The 20,793-nt window shown below is 71.7% G+C and carries 5 protein-coding genes; 2 read left to right on the top strand and 3 right to left on the bottom strand.

The window, feature by feature from the left end:
- Positions 1-99: 99 nt before the first annotated feature.
- Together E7742_RS22480 and E7742_RS22475 are read right to left on the bottom strand one after the other, a co-directional pair.
- Entirely contained in the window at positions 100-16,872 is a 16,773-nt protein-coding gene (locus E7742_RS22480; protein ID WP_137800970.1) for a non-ribosomal peptide synthetase, read from the bottom strand.
- A 136-nt stretch (positions 16,873-17,008) separates the two neighbouring features.
- Complete coding sequence (locus E7742_RS22475; protein ID WP_137800969.1) at positions 17,009-17,809, bottom strand: alpha/beta fold hydrolase; 801 nt, start codon at positions 17,807-17,809, stop codon at positions 17,009-17,011.
- Between the two features lie 111 nt (positions 17,810-17,920).
- Between E7742_RS22475 and E7742_RS22470 the strand changes: the two genes are divergently transcribed.
- Both E7742_RS22470 and E7742_RS22465 read left to right on the top strand, forming a co-directional pair.
- A complete protein-coding gene (locus tag E7742_RS22470; RefSeq protein WP_137800968.1) occupies positions 17,921-18,859 on the top strand; it encodes a methionyl-tRNA formyltransferase in 939 nt (312 codons plus the stop codon).
- Positions 18,860-19,120: 261 nt separating this feature from the next.
- A complete protein-coding gene (locus tag E7742_RS22465) occupies positions 19,121-19,552 on the top strand; it encodes a hypothetical protein (RefSeq protein ID WP_137800967.1) in 432 nt (143 codons plus the stop codon).
- On the opposite strand, the gene E7742_RS22460 is transcribed toward E7742_RS22465, so the two are convergent.
- Positions 19,503-20,705 carry a glycosyltransferase 87 family protein gene (locus E7742_RS22460; RefSeq protein WP_137801357.1) on the bottom strand — a complete coding sequence of 401 codons (1,203 nt, stop codon included), beginning with the start codon at positions 20,703-20,705 and terminating at the stop codon, positions 19,503-19,505. The genes E7742_RS22465 and E7742_RS22460 overlap by 50 nt on opposite strands.
- Positions 20,706-20,793 lie beyond the last annotated feature (88 nt).

Here is a 20,793-nt window from a genome sequence, read left to right as displayed (position 1 = left end):
ATGTTTCGTTGCCGAAGATAGCAAAGGCTACCCTCATTACGGCAGGCTACCAACCGCACAGCCGAGACGGGGCCGGCTCGCGCTTCGTCCGCGGTCGCGTCAGGCTCCTTCCTCGACGCCGACCGCCGACGCCAGCAACGCCGTCAGCTCACGCGCCCATCGCTCGACCGCGTCCCGATCGAGTGCCCCGGTCGAGAACTCGAAGTAGGCGTGGACGGGCCCCGACCCGGCCGGCTCGTAGAAACTGAGGGTCAGCTCCGCGGACGGCAGCCCCACCGGTACCGGTAGGAAACCGTCGAGGACGCCATCCAGGGCGTCGAACCGGGCCTGCTCGTGGTGGACCAGCATCACCTGCGGCGACCGTCCGGCGAATCCGTCGAGTTCGGCTGCGACATCGGCGAATCCGACGTCCTGGTGATCGAGCGCCTCCAGGTTCGAGACCCGGATTCGGCCGAGCAGTTCCTCGAAGTCCGGCGAACCGCTCGTGTCGGTCCGCATGACGACGATGTTGAAGAAGCAGCCGATCATCGGGGCGAGCGCGTCGTCGGTGCGCCCGGCGACCAACGAACCGATCGGAACGTCGACCCCCGCCCCGTGCCGCGTCAGCAACGTCGCCAACGCCGCCTGCAGAATCATGAACATGCTCGTCCCGGTGCGGCCGGCGAGCGCGTCGATGCCGTCGTGCAGGGCGGCGTCGATCGCGATCGGCACCAGCTCGCGGCGCGGATCGCGGACGCCGGCGGCCGCCGGGAGGTGCAGCCGGAACGGCATGTCCGACAGCCGCTCGCGCCAGTACGCGAGCTGACGGGCGTGCCGGCTCTCCGGGTCCGACGGATCCCCGAGCAGCCGTCGCTGCCACCGCACGTAGTCGGGGTACTCCGCGACCAGCGGTTCCCACTCCGGTGCGGCGCCACCGGTCCGCGCCGCGTACGCCGTGAGCAGATCGCCGAGCAGCGGCACCACCGACCACTCGTCCACCGCGAGGTAATGCATCGTCAGCAGCAGCACCTGACGTCCGGCGTCGTCGCACACCAGGTGCACCCGCAGCGGCGCCTCCCCCGTCAGGTCGATGCGCAATTGCGCCAGTTCGAACGCCCGCCGGTGCAGGTCGTCGTCGCCCACCTCGATGACGTCGACACCCGGTCGCGGCCCGTCGGAGGCGAACACCTCGGCCCCGTCCGGCGCGAACACCGTCCGCAGCGGGACGTGCCGATCGACGACGTCGTCGAGCGCCCGGGCCAACACCGCGGCGTCGATCGGGTCCCGCAGTTGCAGTGCGAGCGCGTGATCGGCCCGCGCCGACGAACCCGCCGCACGGTGCCGCAGCCAGTGCACCCGCTGCGCCGGCGCCAGCGGCACCGGACCGGTCTCACCGGTCGCGACCAGACCCGCACGTGCCGGTGTGGCACCGCGGCGGACCACGTCGGCCAGCTCGGCCACCGTGGGGGCGTCGAAGACGTCCCGGATGGTGATCTCGCAGCCGAACGCGCTGCGCACCCGGCCCACGAGCTTCATCGACGCCATGGAGTGGCCGCCGAGATCGAAGAAGCCGTCGTGGATGCCGACCGCCGGCAGATGCAGGATCTCCGAGAAGATCTCGCACAGTTGCTGTTCCACGTCGTCGCGCGCGGCGCCGTCGCCGGCCAGCGTCGCCCAGTCCGGGGCGGGCAGCGCCTTGCGATCGAGCTTGCCGTTCGGCGTGAGCGGCAGCGCGCCCGGCAGCACCACCACCATGGTCGGCACCATGTAGTCGGGCAGCGACTGGGCCGCGTGCGCCCGGATCTCCGAACCGTCCACGGCGACGACGTCGGTCGATCCGTCGACATACTCGGGTGAGACGTACCCGACGAGTCGGGTGATCCCCTCGTCCCGATCGGCGACCACCGCGGCCTGGCTCACCGCCGGATGGCTCGCGAGCGCGGCGATGATCTCGCCGAGCTCGATCCGGAAGCCGCGGATCTTCACCTGGTCGTCGACGCGGCCGAGGAAGTCGATGTTCCCGTCGGTGCGCCACCGGGCCCGGTCCCCGGTGCGGTACATGCGTCCGGGCCCGAACGGGTTCGCGACGAACCGGCCGGCCGTGAGCGCCGGCCGGCCGAGGTAGCCCCGGGCGAGTCCCCGTCCGGCGATGTACAGCTCTCCGGCGACTCCGGGCGGCACCGGCTGCAACCGGTCGTCGAGCACGTAGGCCTGCTCGTTGGGGTCGGGGATACCGATCGGCACGGCCTGCGACCAACCCGGCTGTGCCTGCCACAGCGTGTTGTTCACGGTGGCCTCGGTGAGCCCGTACGCCGCAAGCAGATTCAGCCGCTGCGCCCACCGCCCGATCAGGTCCGGCGGCACGGTCTCGGTACCCACCAGCACCGTGCACCCCTCCGGCACCAGGCAGCCCGGCGGCAGTGCGGCCATCAGCGACGGCGGCAGGATCGCGTGCGTGACCTGCCGCTCGTGCATGAAGTCGGTGAGCTCCGGGCCGGCGCCCCGGGCCTCCTCCGGGACGATCACCAATGTCGACCCGGTACACAGTGCCATCGACAGCTCGAACACCGCGACGTCGAAGCCCACGGAGGCGAACTGCATGACGACCGAGCCGGTGCGCAGCCGCATTCGGTCCTCGGCCGTTGCGACCAGGCTCATGATGCCGTCGTGCGACAGCACCGCACCCTTGGGCCGCCCGGTGGAACCGGACGTGTAGATCACGTACGCGGCGTGGTCGAGTCCGGCCGGCGGCGTGGGCAGCTCGTCGGCGGCGCGGCCGTACAGCTCGGCGATCACCCGCGGGTCGTCGAGGAGGAGCCGGTCGACGTCGCCGCCCACGATGCGGTCTGCCTCGGACGCGGTCGTCACGAGCAGCTCGGCGCGCGAGTCCTCGAGCATGTACGAGATGCGCTCGGCCGGATGGGTGAGGTCCAGCGGCAGGTAGGCCGCCCCCACCCGCAGCACGCCGAGCACCGCCGCCACCATGTCGATCGAACGCGGAACGGCCAGTCCCACCACGCTTTCGGCGCGGACACCGCGGGCCGCCAGCACCGCCGCGATGCTCCTGGACCGCTTGTCGAGCTCGGCGAACGTCGCCGCGCCGTCGCGGTCGGCGACCGCGACCGCGTTCGGGGTCTGCTGCACCCAGCGGTCGAATGCCGCCGGCAGCGTCAGTTCCTCGACGACGCGGGCGGTGTCGTTGAACGCGCGCACCACCGCGTCGCGCTCGCCGTCCAGGAACACCTCCGCACCGGACACCCGTGTCGTGGGCGCCGCCGCGAAGGCTGCGAGCACGGCGAGCTGCCGGTGTGCCATCCGCCGCACCGTCTCGCGCTCGAACAGGTCCGCACTGTACTCGAGACGGAGGCGCACGCGGTCCTCGTCGAGGAATTCGGTCCAGTTGAACACCAGATCGAACTTGGCGGTGCGTTCCTCGATCGACACGGGCGCGAGCGCCAGGTCGGACGAGACCGCCGGCTCGGCGGTGCGGCTGTGGTAGCCCACCATCACCTGGAACAGCGGGTTCCGCGCCGCCGTCCGCGGGGGCTCGAGCCGTTCGACGACCGCCTCGAACGGCACGTCGGCGTGGGAGAACGCGGCCAGGTCGACGTCCTTGACCCGGGCCAGCAACTCCGCGAACGTGGGGTCACCGGACACATCGGTGCGGAGCACGACGGTGTTGACGAAGAAGCCGACGAGGTCGTCGAGTCCCTGTTCCGCACGGCCCGCGACCGGGGCGCCCAGCGGCAGGTCGTCGCCGGCGCCGAGCCGGTGCAGCAGGGCCGCCGAGGCGGCGTGCAGCACCATGAACATGCTGACGCCGTGCGCCCGGGCGAGGGTGCGCAACGCGACCGTGGTGCCGGCGTCCAGGTCCAACTCCACCGCGCCGCCGGCGAAGCTGGGCCGAGCCGGCCGGCTGCGGTCGGTCGGGAGCGTCAGTTCCTCGGGGGCCCCGGTGAGAGTCGTGTGCCAGTAATCGAGCTGACGACTGATCAGCGAGTGGCCGTCGGACGGGTCACCGAGCAGCTCACGCTGCCACAGCGTGAAGTCGGCGTACTGCACCGGCAGCGGCTCCCACGCCGGTACCGCACCGCGGACGCGGGCAGTGTAGGCCACCATGAGGTCCCGCAGGAACGGCCGGTCCGACCACTCGTCGGTCGCGATGTGATGCAACACCAGGGCGAGCACGTGGTCGTAATCCTCGATCCGGATCACGGTGGCCCGCAACGGGACATCGCTCGTGAGGTCGAACGGTCGCGCGACGGCCGCAGCCACCAGCGCGGACGCCTGCTCCTCGTCGGCGTCCACCACGGTCACCTCGGGACGCACGCCGTCCAGGATCACCTGCACCGGTTCGCCGTCGTGCTCACCGAACACCGTCCGCAGGACCTCGTGCCGCGCCACCACGTCGGCGAGCGCGTCGGTGAACGCATCCGGATCGAGGACGCCGCGCAGGCGCAACACGATCGGGAAGTTGTAGGCGGCGGACTCGCCGTCCAACTGCTGGATCATCCACAGCCGCTGCTGCGCCGGTGAGAGCGGCAGCCGCTCGGGCCGCTCCCCCGCCACCAGCACCGGTCGGGTCGACTCGCCCCGGCCCGAGACACGCCAGGCCAGACGGGCCACCGTGGGCGCCTCGAACAGATCCCGCATGGTCAGGTCGGCGGACAGCTCCGCACGCGCGCGGCTGATCAGGCGTGTCGCGAGCAGCGAGTGGCCCCCGAGCGCGAAGAAGTCGTCGTCGATGCCCAGTTCGACGTCCAGCTCGAGTACCTCGGCGAACAGTCCGCACAGCGTCTCCTCGACGCCGTCCCGCGGCGGTCGGGAGTCTCCCGCGCGCCCCAGCACCGTGTCGGCGGAGGGCAGCGCGCGCACGTCGAGCTTGCCGTTCACGGTCATCGGCAGCGCGTCGACCTCGATGATCGCCGCCGGCACCATGTAGTCGGGCAACACCGCCCGCGCGTACTCGGCGAGGTCCTGGCCATCGACTGCGCTCACGGGCGGCTCGCCGCCGTTGCTCCGGGGCGGCTCGCCGCCGACGACATACGCGACCAGCCGCTTGACCCCACCCGGTCCGGCGTCGGCGATCACCGCCACCTGCCGCACCGACTCGTGCTCGGCGAGAACGGCTTCCACCTCACCGAGCTCGACGCGGTGACCACGGATCTTCACCTGGTCGTCGGTGCGCCCGAGGAAGTCGATGTTCCCGTCCGGGCCGCGGCGCACGAGGTCGCCGGTGCGGTACATGCGCGCTCCCCCGCCGACGATCGGGTCCGCGACGAAGCGTGCGGCGGTGAGACCGAACCGGTCCAGGTAGCCGCGCGCGAGCCCGACACCGGAGATGTACAGCTCCCCGGCCACGCCGTCGACGACCGGACGCAGCCAGCCGTCGAGGATGTGGGCGACGGTGTTCCAGATCGGTCGTCCCACGGTCGGCGTGGCGCTGTCCGCGGTGCCGCCGCCGAGCGTGTTGATCGTGTACTCGGTGGGGCCGTACAGGTTGTACCCGCACGTTCCCTCGGTGTCGCGCAACGTGTTCCACACCTGGTCGGAGACGGCCTCGCCGCCGAGCAGAACCAGCGGCGGCCGATGCCGAGCCGGCCCGTCGTCGAGCAGACCCTCCTCGATGAGATGCCGAGCGTACGTCGGTGTCACGTTGACGACGTCGATCCGGTGCGTGTCACCGTATGTGACGAGTGCCCGGGCGTCGCGGCGCAGTTCCTCGTCGCAGATGTGCACCTCGTGGCCCTCCACGAGCCACAGCAGTTCCTCCCACGACATGTCGAACGCGAACGACACGGTGTGCGCGATGCGCAGCGTGCGCCCGCCCGCGGCCCGCACCACGGGCTCGAAGATCGCCTCACGGTGGTTGAACTGCATGTTCGTGAGCCCGCGGTAGGGCGTCACGACGCCCTTGGGCCGGCCCGTGGAGCCGGACGTGTAGATCACGTACGCGGGGTGGTCCAACCGGCCGGGGGTGCCGGGCGCGAAGCCGCCGAGTTCGGTGGCGGTGAGCGCGGCGCCGTCCACGCCGGCGAACAGGTCCGACGGGCCGTCGAGCAGGATCGTGTCGACCGGCGCGGCCGAGAGCGTCTCGGCGACACGGGCGGTGGTCACCATCGTGATCGGTCGCGCGTCGGCGAGCATCCCCACGAGACGCTCGGCCGGATGGTCCAGCTCGAGCGGCAGGTACGCGGCGCCGGTCCGCAGCACCGCGAACAGTGCGACGACGGTCTCCACGGACCGCGGCAGCGCGAGCGCGACGATCCTCTCGGGGCCCGCACCGTGCGCGAGCAGGACCCGCGCCAGCCGGTTGATACGTGCGTCGAGGTCGGCGTAGGTGACGGTCTCGTCGCCGAATACCAGCGCCGTCGCGTCCGGGATCCGCCCGGCCGTCCGGGCGAACAGGTCGGCGATCGTCAGGTCCGGGACCGGGTGCACGGTCTCGACCAGCCGCGCGTCGTGGACCGTCCGATCCCGCGGACCGAGCGTGCCGATGCGGCCCACGGGCCCGTCGACGTCGTCGGCGAACGCCTCGAGCACCCGCACGAACGACCCGAGCAGTCGCTCGGCGTCCGCGGCCGCGATCTTGTCGGGGTGGAACTCGAACTTGATCCGCGTCTCGGCACCGGGGGTCACCACCACCGTGAGCGGGTAGTGAGTGTGGTCGATGCTGTCGCCCGCGCTGATGTCGTGCGCCGCGTGCAACGCCGCCACCTGGTTCTCGTCGACGAAGTTCTGCAGCACGTACAGCACGTCGAACAGTTCCCGGTGCGGGCCGGTGCGCTGGATCGAGGCGAGTCCGAGGTAGTCGTAGGGCATCAGCTCGAGCCGCTCCGACTGCGTCCGGCGCATCAGATCGGCCACGGACTCGTTCGGCCGCAGCGACATTCGCACCGGGACGGTGTTGAGGAACATGCCGACCACGGTGTCGATGCCGGGGACCTCCGGCGGCCGGCCCGCCACCGTGGTGCCGAATACGACGTCGGTGCGCCCGGTGGCGGCTACCAGGATCGACCCCAGCGCCGCGGTCAGCACCGAGTTGAACGTCACGCCCGCTCGCGCGGCCCGGCCTCGCAGGCGATCGCCGAGTTCGCGGGAGAGCACGGTGTCGCGGCGGTCGGGCAGGCCCGCGGGCTCACCGGTCCGGGACGCGAGCAGCGTCGGTTCCGCGAGGTCGGCCAACGTCCGCGTCCACGCCGCGCGGGCCGCGTCGTCGTCACGGTCGGCGAGCCACCCCAGGTAGTCGTCGAATCCACCTTCGGGAGCGGGGAATCCGCTGTCGTCACCGGCAGTCTCGTACAGCGCCAGCAGTTGGCTGACGACCAGCCCGTTGGACCACCCGTCCCACAGCAGGAACTGACGGTTGACGACCAGCCGGTCGCGTTCGTCGCCCAGCCGCAGCACCAGCACGCGCCACAGCGGCGGCGCCGCGAGATCGAACGGCGTGAGCCGGTCCTCGAGCATCACCTGCGCGGCCCGTTCCTCGCGGGCGTCGGCGTCCAGATCGCGCAGATCCACCTCGGCGACCGGGACGTCGAGCCCGGCGCTCACGAACTGGACGGGCGCGACCAGCCCGGCGCTGACGAAACCGGCCCGGAGCGTCGGGTTCCGGCGCTGCAGCGTGCGGAGTGCGGCAGCCAGGCGGTCGAGGTCCAGGTGCCGGTCGAAATCCAGCGAGAACTGGGCGGTGTAGATGTCCGAACCGTCGGAGATGCCGGCCTGGAAGTACAGGCCCTCCTGCAGCGGCGACAGCGGCCAGATCGTCTCGACCCCGTCGGGCGCGGCCGCCACCACGGTGTCGACCTCACGCTGGGTGAGCCCGGCCAGCGGCACGTCGGACGGGGTGAGCGCGCCCGCCCCGGAGTAGGTCGCCGCCGCTGCGACGAGTTCGCGCAACGCCACGATCCAGCCGTCACCGATCGCCTCGGCGGCGGCGGCGGACAGGTCCGGCTCGGACCAGCCGAACACCGCACCGAGCACCGGACCGTCGGGAGTGTCCTCGCACAGCGCGTTCACCAGCAGCCGGTACGGGCCGCCCATGTCGGTGTCGGGATCGGTTGCCAGCGCCTCGGTTTCGGAAGCCACACTCCACGGCGCGACGAGCCCGGACGGCGTCCGGCCGAGGTAGTTGAACAGCACCTGGGCGGGAGCACCGGCTGCCAGCGTCGCGGCCGTGCGGGCGTTGGCGTAGCGCAACATGCCGTACCCGATGCCCCCGTCGGGGGCGGTCCGCAGCGCCTCCTTGACCGCCTTGAGCGCCTCGACACCGGCGCCCACCGCGGGCAGGCGCACCGGGGTGATGTCGGTGAACCAGCCGACGGTGCGGGACAGGTCGACGCCGGGCGCGAGTTCCGCGCGACCGTGCCGCTCGAGATCGATCAACAGGTCGGAACTGCGGCCCCGGCCCGCGAACCAGCGTCCGACGGCCACCCGCAGCGCGGTCACCAGGACGTCGGTGACGTCCGCGTGCGCGAGCGCGGGCACCGTCGTGAGCACGGCCTCGGTGTCGGGCACCGACAACCGCACGGTGCGGCGGGACCCGGTGCCGATGGTGACGTCGCCGTGCGCGGACGGAACCAGTTCGGCTCCGGGCGCGGTGGTCTCGGTCCAGTGCCCGAGTTCGCGCAGGCGGGTCGCCTGCTGCGCCTGCACCGCGATCAGCTCGGCGTACTGCCGCAGCGACGTGGTGACCGGGTCGAGCGCCGCCGGCTGCCCGGACTGCGCGGCGACCCACGCCATCGGCAGGTCCTCGAGCAGTACCCGCCACGAGACGCCATCGACCGCGAGGTGGTGAGCGACCAGCAGGAGCCGGCCGAGGGCGTCGGGGCCGGCATCGAACCAGACGGCCTCCACCATGACGCCGGACTCGGGCTGCAGGCGGTCGGCCGCCGCCGACGACTCGGCGGCGATCACCGCGCGCAGTCGGGCGTCGTCGTGGCCGGTCACGTCCACGCGCCGCAACGACGGGGCGACGGTGCCGCGGTCGGCGATGTGGAGCGACCACACGCCCGGTGCGTGCCGGGTCAGCCGCTGCCGCAGCCCGTCGTGGTGGTCCAGCACCGACTGCAGTGCCGCCGTGAGGGTCTCGGCCGTCGCCTCGGCCGGGCTGTGCAGCAGCACCGCCTGGTTGAACCGGTCGGTGCGGCCACTCCACTCGGAGAGCCGGTGCACCACCGGCATCGGGACCGTGTCACCGGTGGTCGCGACGGCGACGCCGGCCGCGACCACCTCCGCGGAGCCGGTGCCGTCGCCGAGCAGGCGGGCGAGCGCCCTGGGCGTACGTTGTTCGAAGATCTGCCGCGGCGTGATCGACATTCCTTCCCGGCGCGCCAGATTCACCAGGCGGATCGCGAGGATGCTGTCGCCTCCGAGGGCGAAGAAGTCGTCGTCCTCCCCGACGTGGTCGCGGCCGAGGACCTCGGCGACCAGGCCGGCAATCACACCGGCCCGGCCGCTCGGCGCGGCGTCCCCGGTTCCGCGCGTGGGCGTCCCGGATACCGGCGCGGGCAGCGCCCGCCGGTCGAGCTTGCCGCTGGGGCCGAGCGGCAACGCCGCGACCACGGTCAGCACCGTCGGGACCATGAACTCGGGCAGCGACCGGGCGACGTGCGCGCGGACCGCGTCGGTGTCGAGGTCGGCGTCCGCGACCAGATAGCCGACGAGCTGCCGGTGCCCCGGGACGTCCTCCCGGACGACGGCGACCGCGCGCGTGACGTCGGGGTGCGAGGCCAACCGGGACTCGATCTCCCCCAGCTCGATCCGGAAACCGCGCAACTTCACCTGATCGTCGGAGCGGCCCAGGTACGCGACGTTGCCGTCGTCGTCGCGGCGGACCAGATCACCGGTGCGGTACATGCGAGTGCCGGACGCCCCGAACGGATCGGCGACGAACCGGTCGGCGGTGACGGCCGGGCGCCCGAGGTAGCCGCGCGCGAGCTGCGGGCCCGCGAGGTACAGCTCACCCGTGCCGCCGTCGGCGACGGGCTGCAGATACGGATCGAGTACGTAGAGGCCGGTGTGCGACACGGGCAGCCCGATCGGGACGGCGGTCGCGGTCGCCGGCAGCGCCTGCACGTCCGCCGCGAAACTCACCTCGACGGACGCCTCCGTGGGGCCGTACAGGTTGTCGAGCGTGGCGCCCGGCAGGATCTCGGCGAACCGGCGTACCACCGGCAGCGGCAGTGCCTCCCCGCTGGCCGCCACCACCCGCAGACCGGTGCACGCCCGCGCCGCGGGTTCGGCCAGGAACAGTTCGAGCATCGACGGCACGAAGTGCGCGCGGGTGATCCGCTCGTCGACGATCACCTCGGCCAGGTAGCCGGGATCGCGGTGCCCGTCGGGGCGGGCGAGCACGAGCGTCGCACCCACCATCAGCGGGCCGAAGAACTCGGGGACGGAGACGTCGAAGCTCGACGGGGTCTTCTGCAGCACCCGGTCCGACTCGAGGATGGGCCGGAAGGTCTGCATCCACAGCAGCCGGTTGACCACACCGGCGTGCGGGACGACGACCCCCTTGGGTCGGCCCGTGGAGCCGGACGTGTAGATCACGTACATCGGATGGTGCGGCGAGAGAACCACTTCGGGCCGCTCCGCAGGGTACGGTGCGAGGTCGAGACGGTCGATGTCGATCATCTCGGCGGCGCCGCGCGGCAGCTGTGGGGCGATCGCGGTGGACGTGAGCACGCACACCGGGTCCGCGTCCGCGAGCATGTACGCCAGTCGCTCCGCGGGGTAGCCGGTGTCGAGCGGCACGTACGCGCCGCCGGCCTTGCCGACCGCGAGCAGCGCGACCATCAGCTCCAGCGACCGCGGCAGTGCGATCGCCACCTTGGACTCGGGACGCACACCGCGCTCGATCAGCGCGTGTGCCAAACGGTTCGCACGCGCGTGCAGCTGGGCGTAGGTCAGTGAGGCGCCCTCGATCGTGACGGCCACGACGTCGGGAGAGCCCTCGGCCTGCGCCTCGAGCAGCCCGGTCACGGTGGCGTCCGGGATCTCCACCGCCGGTGCGGGCACCAGCGGCCCCGCGAGCGGGGTCGCCGCGACCGGCCGGTCGATCGCGTCCGGTAGGCCCGACAGCAGCGCGCAGAGACCCTGCGCCATCTGCGCGGCGGTCGCATCGGCGACGCGGGCGGCGTCGTACTTGACCTCGAACCGCAGCCGGTCTCCCGGTACGGCGATGAGCGTCAGCGGGTACGGCGGGTGCTCGTCGAATCGAATGCCGGTGAGCCGGACGGCGCCCGTCGGGTCGGCGATCGCGGTGTCGCCCAGCGGGTAGTTCTCCACCACCACGAGGGTCTCGAACAACTCCTGCAGTCCCGTGAGGCGCCGCAGCTCCCCGAGCCCGACGTACTGGTGCTCGAGCAGCCCCGACTGTTCGGATTGCCAGCGCGACAACACGTCCGCCGCGGTTTCGTCGGGTCGCACGCGCAGCCGCGCCGGGACGGTGTTGATGAACAGTCCCACCATCGACTCGATGCCCGGAAGGTCACCGCCGCGACCGGAGACGGTGGAACCGAACAGCACGTCGCGGCGGCCGGTGAGCCGGGCCAGCAGCATGCCCCAGGCGCCGTGCACGAACGTGCTGGTGGTCAGTCCGCGCTCGCGACCGAGGCGGTTCAGCGCCGCGGTCGCCGCTGCGGGCAGCGCCACCTCCACGCTGCGGACCCCCCGGGCGCCGACGGCCGGGGCGCCGGGCAGGGTCGGGGGTTCCTCCACGCCCGCGAGCGCCGCCCGCCAGCCGGCGAGCGACGCATCTCGGTCCCGGGACGCCAGCCACCGCAGGTAGTTCCGGTACGGCGCCGGCGCCGGGAGCTCCGGAGCCGGTCCGGCCGGGCTGTAGAGCGCCATCAACTCGCGCAGCATCACCGGCACCGACCACCCGTCGGCCACCACATGGTGGATCGACTGCAGCAGCAGGAACCGCGCCGACTCGACCCGCGCCAGCGTGTACCGCACCAGCGGGGCACGCTCGAAGTCGAAGCCGCGCAGCCGATCCGCCGCGAGAATGCGGTCGACGGCGCCCGCCGCGTCGGGATCGCCGGACAGGTCCAGGACCGTCATCGGCACGTCCGCGCGAGCGGCGATCACCTGCACCACGCGCCCGTCGGACAACGGATGCAACGACGCCCGGAGCACGTCGTGCCGGTCGACGACGCCCTGCAGGGCACGGTGCAGCGCGACGGCGTCCACCTCGCCGGTGAGCTCGACGACCTGCTGGACGACGTACGGGTCCGGCTCGGTAGCGGCGGCACCGTCGCGTTCGTAGACGCTGTGGAAGTAGATGCCGTCCTGCAGCGGGGTGGTCGGCAGCACGTCGGCGAACGTGGGCGTCGACGCCGCGAGCTGGTCGACGTCGATCTGCGCCATCGGGACGAGCGGGAAGTCCGAGGGGGTGTGGCCGCCGGCGGACACCGCGGTCGCGACCTCTCGCAGCACGGAGGTCCAGTGCCGGGTGAACCGGTCGATCTCGGCGTCCGGCAGCACACCCGTCGCCCACGTCAGCGTCGTCTGGAGCAGCGGTCCGTCGGGCCCGTCGATGGCGAGCACGTCGACCGTGAGGGCATGCCCGATCGGCATCGCCGGATCGCTTCCGCCACCGGTCCCGACGGGCAGCCAGTCGGCACCCGCGCCCGCCGCCACCCGGCCGAGGTAGTTGAAGAGGACCGGCGCGGGCGTGGCATCGGCGAGAGCCTGACCGGCCTCGGTGAGGTACCGCAGTGCGCCGTAACCGAATCCGCTGTCCGGGATCCGGCGGAGTTGTTCCTTGACGGACTTGAGCGTCTCGGGGGCGCCGGTGTCGGCGACGTCGAGACGCACCGGGTAGACGGTGGTGAACCAGCCGACGGTGCGCGAGACATCGAGCGCGGTGCCGGCGCGGCGCACGAGGTGCTCCTCCCGGCCGTGCCCCTCGAGGTCGAGCACGACGTCACCGGCGTCGTCGCCACGCCAGCGGCGCAGCGTCAGTGCCAGGGCGGCGACGAGCACGTCCCCGGCGCCCGCGTGATAGGCAGCCGGGACGTCGGCGAGCAACGCGCCGGCGACGTCCGAACCCGTCTCGATCGTGGCGGTACCCGCCGTCGCCCACGTGTCGGTCGCCGGATCGAGTGCCCGCGAACCGATGGCGAGTCCACCGGGTGCGGTCACCGACCGCCAGAAGCCGAGGTCCACGTCGAAGGCGCCGGCGGACTCCGCCGTCAGCTGCGCCCACCGCCGCACCGACGTGCCGACCGGCGGCAACACCGGGAATTTGCCCGCGAGGATCGCGGTCGCCGCGCGCGCGAGGTCCTCGACGAGGATTCGCCACGACACCGCGTCCACCACCAGGTGGTGTGCCACCAGCAGCAACCGTCCGGGAGCGCCGTCACGACGGAACAGCACGGCCTGCACCATGATTCCCGCCTCGGGGTCGAGCAGGTCGACCACGACGCTGCGCTCGGCGGCCACGACGTCGTCGGGGTCGCCGTCGGGGAGATCGCGGACGTGGAGGGTCACCGGCACGGCGGCCTCGGGCACGAAGAGCGAGCCGCGGTCGCGGTCCCAGCGGGCCCGCAACGCGTCGTGCCGGTCGACGACCGCCTGCAGGGCTGCGGTGGCGGCCGTCTCGTCCAGGTCGGCGGGAGTCTGCACGAGCACCCACTGGTGGAACGTCCGCACGTCGGTCCCGGTGCCGCAGACGCGGGCGACGACGGGCGTCGTCGGTACCTCGCCCGTCGCGACGTCGTCGGTGTCCGGAACGTCGGGGGCCTCCGCCGCCCGACCGTCCAGGGCGGCGGCCAGGGCGGCCGGGGTGCGGAGCTGGAAGACGTCGCGCGCACTGATCGAGAAGCCGTGTTGCCGAGCCTGGTTGACGAGACCGATCGCGACGATGCTGTCGCCGCCGAGGGCGAAGAAGTCGTCGGTGACACCCACCCGATCGAGGCCGAGGACGTCGGCGATCAGCGAGCACAGGGTGGTCTCGAGCGCCGTCCGTGGGGCCACGTGTTCGCTCGCCCCCGCCAGATCCGGCTCGGGAAGGGCCCGGCGGTCGAGCTTGCCGTTCGGTGTGAGCGGGAAGGCGTCCAGCACCACGAACGCCGAGGGCACCATGTACTCGGGAAGCTTGTCGGTGGTCCAGGCCCGCAACGAGTCGACGTCGAGCCCGCGGTCACCGGCCGGGACGACGTACGCGGCAAGGTAGTTGGCCCCCGCAGGGGTCTTGCGGACCAGGACCGCGCAGTGCCGTACGTCGGGGCTGGCGGCGAGCGCGGCCTCCACGTCCTCGAGTTCGAGGCGCATGCCGCGGATCTTGACCTGGTTGTCGGCGCGGCCGAGGAAGTCGAGGCTGCCGTCGGCGCTCCACCGCGCCAGGTCCCCGGTGCGGTACAGGCGGGAGCCGTCGTCCGCGAACGGGTTGGCGACGAAGCGGGACGCGGTGAGGCCCGGCGCGCCCACGTAGCCGCGGCCCAGCAGGTAACCGCCCGCGTACAGCTCGCCACCGATCCCCTCGGGTACCGGTCGCAGCTGTGCGTCGAGCACGTAGAGCTGGGTGTTGGGGTTGGGGCGGCCGATCGACGTGGCGATGCGCGCGGCGTCGTCGCGGTAGATCACGTGCGAGACACCGATCGTCGCCTCGGCCGGGCCGTAGCCGTGGTACAGCGTCGTCGACAACTGGCGGCGGAATCGGTCGAACAGATCCGGCGTGAGCACCTCGCCGCCGCACCACACGTGCCGCAGCCCGTCCAACGAGTCGGTCCCACGGGCCAGGTCGAGCAGGACGTCGAGCATCGACGACACCAAATAGACGAACGTGACCCGTTCGCGCGCAATGAGACCGAGCAGGTACTGTGCGTCGCGCTCACCGCCCGGCTCGGTGACGACGAGCCGGCCGCCGGACACCAGCGGCAGCAGGATCTCGTTGACGGAGATGTCGAACGACAACGGCGCCTTGAACAGCGACGCATCGTCGGCACCGAAGCCCAGCACCCGATCGCGCTGCCACAACAGACGGGCGCAGATCGCCTCGTGGCGGATCATCGCACCCTTCGGCCGGCCGGTCGATCCGGACGTGAAGATCACGTACGCGAGTCGGCGACCGTCCAGGTCACCGGGGGGCAGGTCGGTCGGGTACTGCCCGTGCGCCCAGTCGGCGAGATCGACGTGTACCGCGTCGGTTCCGGCGTCGACCCCGCCCGGTCCGGTGAGCACCAGCCGGGCTCCGGCGTCGGCGAGGACGGACTGGCGGCGCTCCCGCGGCCACGACGGATCCAGCGGCACGAATGCGCCGCCGGCGCACAACACCGCGAGGAGTCCGACCACCATGTCCGCCGACCGTGGCAATCCGACGGCCACAACCTCTTCCGGGGCCAGCCCGCGGCCCCGCAGGTGGTGCGCGAGCTGCGCGACCCGGCCGGCCAGCTCCCGGTAGGTCAGGCGGACGTCGCCGGCGACGAGCGCCTCCGCGTCCGGATTCCGGCGGACCGCTTCGGTGAACAGCTCCGGGATCGTGTGCGACGGTTGCGGCTCGGCGGTGTCGTTCCAGTCGACCAGCACCCGCCGTCGCTCGTCGTCGGTCATCGGTTCCAGCGCGCCCACGACCGCCAGCGGGTCGCGCAGGAACTGGGACACGAAGTGCGCCAGTCGCTCCTCGTGTCGCAGCAGTTCCTCGCGCTGCCCCGCCGGGGCGCGCAGGTCGATGCGGATCGGTTCGCCGTCCTCGCCGCCCTGGATCGAGAAGTCCAGATCGTGCACGGGACCGGTGACGGAGCCGCGGATGTGCGCGGGGTTGCCGTCGAACTCGAGCACGTGCTCGAACATCATCGAGTTGATGCCCGGTCCGAACACGCGGCGGTCGGGGTCGATCGTGCGGACCTCGCGCGCGAGGTCCTCCCCGCGGAAGCGCCCGTGGCGCAGCGTGGTGACCAGTCGCGCATCGATCGCCCGCGCGAGGTCACCGACGGTGGCCTCCGGGTCCACGTCGAACGTCACCGGCAGGATGGTCGACGCCATTCCCGGAGTCCGGCGCATCGCGCGTCCCACCCGGGCCGCCATCGGGACCGACACCGTGAGGGCGCGCAGCCCGGTGACGCGGTGCAGGTAGGCGACGATCAGCGCCATCGGCAGTCGGGTGCGACGGATACCGGCGGCGGCCGCGAACGCGTACAGCGCGTCGGCGATGGCCCCGTCGATCGTCACCGTCGTGGACTCCGGGGCCGCGGACGCGTCGGTGCCGGCCGCACAGAGCTGCGGGGGCTCGGGCGCGTCGAGGATCGCGGTGAGCCAGTACGCACGGTCGGCCTCGAAGCGGGCCGATCCGCGGTAGTCGACATCGGCGTCGACCAGGTCCCGCAGCGCCCATTCGCCGGCCGCGGATTCCAGGTCCTGGTCGTCGTAGCGGGCGACCATGTCGGCCACGACGAGCGAGATGCCGAACCCGTCGATGATGCTGTGGTGGTAGCGCTGGTACCAGACGGTGTGGTCGTCGGCGAGCCGGATCAGCGCGTGTGCGAACAGGGGGTCGTCGCCGGTGACGTCGACGACCGTGGCCATGTCGCGGTCCATCCACTCCTGCGCGGCGGCCTCGGGGTCGGCGGCGTCGCGCACGTCGACCACCTCGAACGGCCACGTGCGGCGGTCCTCGTCCGGCACCGGCACCTGCCGCAACGTCCGGTCCTCGCCCATCCGGAACCGGACGTGCAACGCCTCGGCGTGGGCGACGGTTCGACGGATCGCCTCGGCCGCACGGTCGACGTCGATGGGCCCGGTGGTCTCGACGACCAGGGACAGGTTGTAGACGGTGCTCTGCGGATCCAGCTGCTGCGCGACGAGGATCTCGGACTGCGCGGCGGTGACGGGCAGCCCGGCCACGGACTCGTCGAGGGTGGGGGCAGCCGGGAAGTGGTCCGCAGACATACAAATCCGATCGTCCGTCGTGGGCGCGGCCGCTCGGGGACGGACGCGTGGAAAACCGGATTTAGGATAGGCTAACCCGCCGCTCCGCCGTCACCCGGCCGCCTCCATCCGACCGCCCGAGGGAAACGGGCAGCTGTCAGGCCGCGAGGAAGTCCAGGACCACCTTGTTCACGGCCTCGGGCCGCTCGAGGTAGCCGTAGTGACCGGTGTCGGGGATCTCCTGGTACAGCGCGCCCGGAATCGCGTCCGCCACTTCCTTCGACAGGTAGGCCGGAATCATCCGGTCGTCGGCGAAGCCCACGGACAGGCACGGCCGGGTGATGCTCCGGTAGGCGTGCGTCCGGTCGAACTCGCGGTCCATCGCCAGCTGTGCCCGGACCCCGGCGGTCGTCGCGCCGCCGGAGAACTCGAAGACGTCGAGCCAGTCACGGGCGGCGTGCTGGTCCGCGAGCGTCGCCGGGGACAGGTTCATCACCGCGGTGACCGCGGCGCGGTACTTGGCCGGCAGTTCGACACCCGACTCGTCGAGCGCGCGCTCGCCCTCGTTGAGGGTGCGCTGGAACTGGTCCATCCGGGCGTGGCCGGCAAGGAACACCGCCTTGCGCACGAGGTCGGGACGGGCGAGCGCCAACTCCTGCGCGACGCGGGCGCCCAGCGAGGTCCCCACGACGTGGGCGGGCCCGCCGAGCAGCTCGATCAGGCCGGCGGTGTCGGCGACCATCGCCTCGATGGTGATGCCGTCGACACTCTCCCCCGACGGCGCGATCCCGCGGTTGTCGAATGTGCACACGCGGTAACCCGCCGCCACGAGCGCCGGCACCTGGTGCAGATCCCACACCCGGCCGGGGCTCCCGGTCCCCATGATCAGCACGACGAGGTCGCCCTCGCCCTTGACCTGGTAGTTCAGAGGAATTCCGTTGATGGTGGCGATGGGCATGGCGGCCTTCCTCGTGCTGCGTCTTCGTCGTTCGAACAGGGTTGGGTAGCCTAAATTCGCGGGTCGTCGCTTCGGGCGGCCGCACAGCCACCCCGTCCCGGAGGGATCGCGTTGAGAGTCGCCACGCTGGGCTACCAAACCTGGGGCCACCGTACCCTGCAGGCCGTCCTCGATTCTGACCACGAGGTCGTGCTCGCCATCACCCACCCCAAGAGCGAGCACGCCTACGAAAAGATGTGGGCGGATTCGGTCGCCGACCTCGCCGCCGAGCACGGGGTGCCGGTGCACATCGCCAACAAGCCGGACGAGGACTTCAAGGCCGCACTGAAGGCCGCCGAGCCCGACATCATCGTCGCCAACAACTGGCGCACGTGGCTGCCCCGGGACGTGTTCGACGCCCCGCGCTACGGCACCCTCAACATCCACGACTCGCTGCTGCCCAAGTACACCGGCTTCTCGCCGCTGATCTGGGCGCTCATCAACGGTGAGGAGGAGGTGGGACTCACCGCGCACCTCATGGACGAGGAACTCGACGCCGGTGACATCGTGTTGCAGCGCGCCACGCCGGTCGGCCCCGAGGACACGGTCACCGACCTGTTCCACCGAACGGTCGACATGATCGGTCCCATCACCCTGGACGCGCTCGCGCTGATCGAGTCGGGCCGCACCGACTGGACCCCGCAGGACCGTTCGCAGGCCACCTTCTTCCACAAGCGTTCCGAGGAGGACAGCCGCATCGACTGGACGTGGCCGGCCGATGCCATCGAACGCCTCGTGCGCGCGCAGTCCGACCCGTATCCCAACGCCTTCACCACGTTCAAGGGTCAGCGGATCCGCGTGCTGCGTTCGTCGGTGTCCACGGGCAACTACGGCGGCACCCCCGGCCGCGTCTTCATTCACGAGGGTGACGGCATGGTCATCGTCGCCGGCCCCGACGCCCGCACCGGGCAGAACAAGGGTCTGGTGATCGAGCGCGTTCGACTCGACGACGGCACCGAGGTGTCGGGCAAGGAGTTCTTCCCGCACGGCGGCGGCTACCTCGGGCGCTGACGGCCCGGCCCGACCTGGTTACCGTGCGCGTGGGTGGCCCGCAGTGATGCAACCCTGTTGCAACGGTGAGCGTGAAAACCTGTAGTCAGGTGTTCCCACGCGTCGGGGGTGGGATGACCTTTCGCTGAGCGGTGCCCGAGCCCAGTCGGGGAAGGCTCGGGCACCGCACAGCAGACGATATCCACCAGCCCCCGTTTTCGTGGCGAGTGTGGTTCAACTCTCAATCACACGTGATCGTGGCGCAGAGCATATCGTGACGCCATGACCCGGGAACGCGTGGGCGTCGCAACCGTCGTGGCTCTGGGCGCCGCCGCGCTCGCCGGCTGCGTCACCAATGTCGATACGCCCGACACCTTCAAGGCCACGATCGTGTTCACCGGAGAGGCGGACCAGGCGTCCCCCGACACCGGCACGTGCACCGTCGGCCGAGCCCGCGTGGCGGCGAACGACATCGCAGTCGTCTCCGGCGGCACAGGTGCCACCACGACCACGGCACCGCTGCGACTCGACGCCGTCACCCACCGGCCCGACGGCACTGTCGTGTGCACCTACTCCGCGCACTTCACGGACGTCCCGGCGAACCAACCGCGCTACGAGGTCAACCTCAACCAGTTTGCGGGACAGACGTTCACAGCGGACGACCTCAGGAGCGGCGCGACCTACCGCCTGCAGCTGGAGACCCCGGACTCGTGAGCGGCGCCGTTGGACCGCCACCTGCCACCGGCCGCTCCCGGTAGGCCCCGAACGCGAGCCACAGCAGGAACGCGAACCCGACGGTCACGTACAGCGTGCCCAGCAGGTGCTGCCACAGCGCCCAGTCGAGCTCGCGATCCTCGGCAGTCGGCAGCAGATGCTGCGGGCCGACGAGGAACAGCACCCCGATGGCCGTGGCACCGGCGACATTCCAGGGTCGAGGGGTACGCAACATCCGGATCGTCAGGACCAGCAGCGCCGGCGCCGCCCACACCCAGTGGTGCGACCACGACACCGGTGAGGCCAGCAGAACCGCCGTCGCATTCGCCAGCAGCGCGACGACGAGATCGCCGTGCGCGAGGGCGCGCCGGATCGCGATCACCGCGACCACCAGCATGACCGCGACCGCGCCCAGCCACAGCACCGATCCGATGTGCTCGGACGGACCGAATCGCGAGATGACGGCCTTCAGCGACTCGTTGTTCGCGAAGTAGGCCGGGCCGATGCGGCCGGTGTCCGGGAGCGTCTCCGACCAGTACTTGACCGACGCCTCGGGCATCGCCACGAAAGCCAGCGCGGTGAAGCCGAGGGTGGCGGCCACGATGCGACCGCTGGTTCGCCAATCGCGTCGGAGCAGGAACAGGAGCAGGAAGGCGCCGGGCGTCAGCTTGATGGCGGCCGCGAGCCCGATCAGCACGCCGCGCGGCCATTTCGGCTTCTCGGTCAGCACGTCCACCGCGACCAGCGCCATCAACACCATGTTGATCTGCCCGAAGCTGACGGTTTCCCGGACCGGCTCGAGTTGCAGGGCGACGGCGACCGCCACGGCGGTCACGGTCCATGCGGCCCGCGCCCCCAGCTCCGGGCGCAGCCGGGCGAGCACCAATCGGAGGGTCGATGCCAAGGCGGCCACCGAGACGAGTGTGAAGACGAGCTTGCCGAGTCCGAGTGGGATCAGCGCCAGCGGGACGAAGAGGATCGCTGCGAGCGGCGGGTAGGTGAAGGGCAATCCGAAGTCGCCGACCACCGGTGGCAGCGTGCCGTAGATGTCGTCGCCGTCGAGCAGCACCCGCGCGCCCATCCGGTAGACGAGCAGGTCGATGAAGTCGTGCCCCGCAAGGAAGCCGGCACTCAGCGCGATCGAGACCGCCATCGCCGCCACCGCGACGGCGGCACCCCCACGGCCGCGGAAGAAGAGTTCCCACGACGCCCAGCCGGTCCGACTCTGTCCTGTTTGTCCC

Source organism: Rhodococcus sp. SGAir0479 (assembly GCF_005484805.1).
GTDB lineage: Bacteria > Actinomycetota > Actinomycetes > Mycobacteriales > Mycobacteriaceae > Prescottella.
The sequence above is the reverse complement of the archived record's forward strand: the minus strand, read 5'-3'. Positions and strand labels throughout refer to the sequence as shown.

What these genes read in the sequence shown, in the direction of transcription:
- E7742_RS22480 (WP_137800970.1), bottom strand. Translation starts at nt 16,872, where the DNA reads ATGTCTGCGGACCACTTCCCGGCTGCCCCCACCCTCGACGAGTCCGTG.
- E7742_RS22475 (WP_137800969.1), bottom strand. Translation starts at nt 17,809, where the DNA reads ATGCCCATCGCCACCATCAACGGAATTCCTCTGAACTACCAGGTCAAG.
- E7742_RS22465 (WP_137800967.1), top strand. Translation starts at nt 19,121, where the DNA reads ATGACCCGGGAACGCGTGGGCGTCGCAACCGTCGTGGCTCTGGGCGCC.
- E7742_RS22460 (WP_137801357.1), bottom strand. Translation starts at nt 20,705, where the DNA reads ATGGCGGTCTCGATCGCGCTGAGTGCCGGCTTCCTTGCGGGGCACGAC.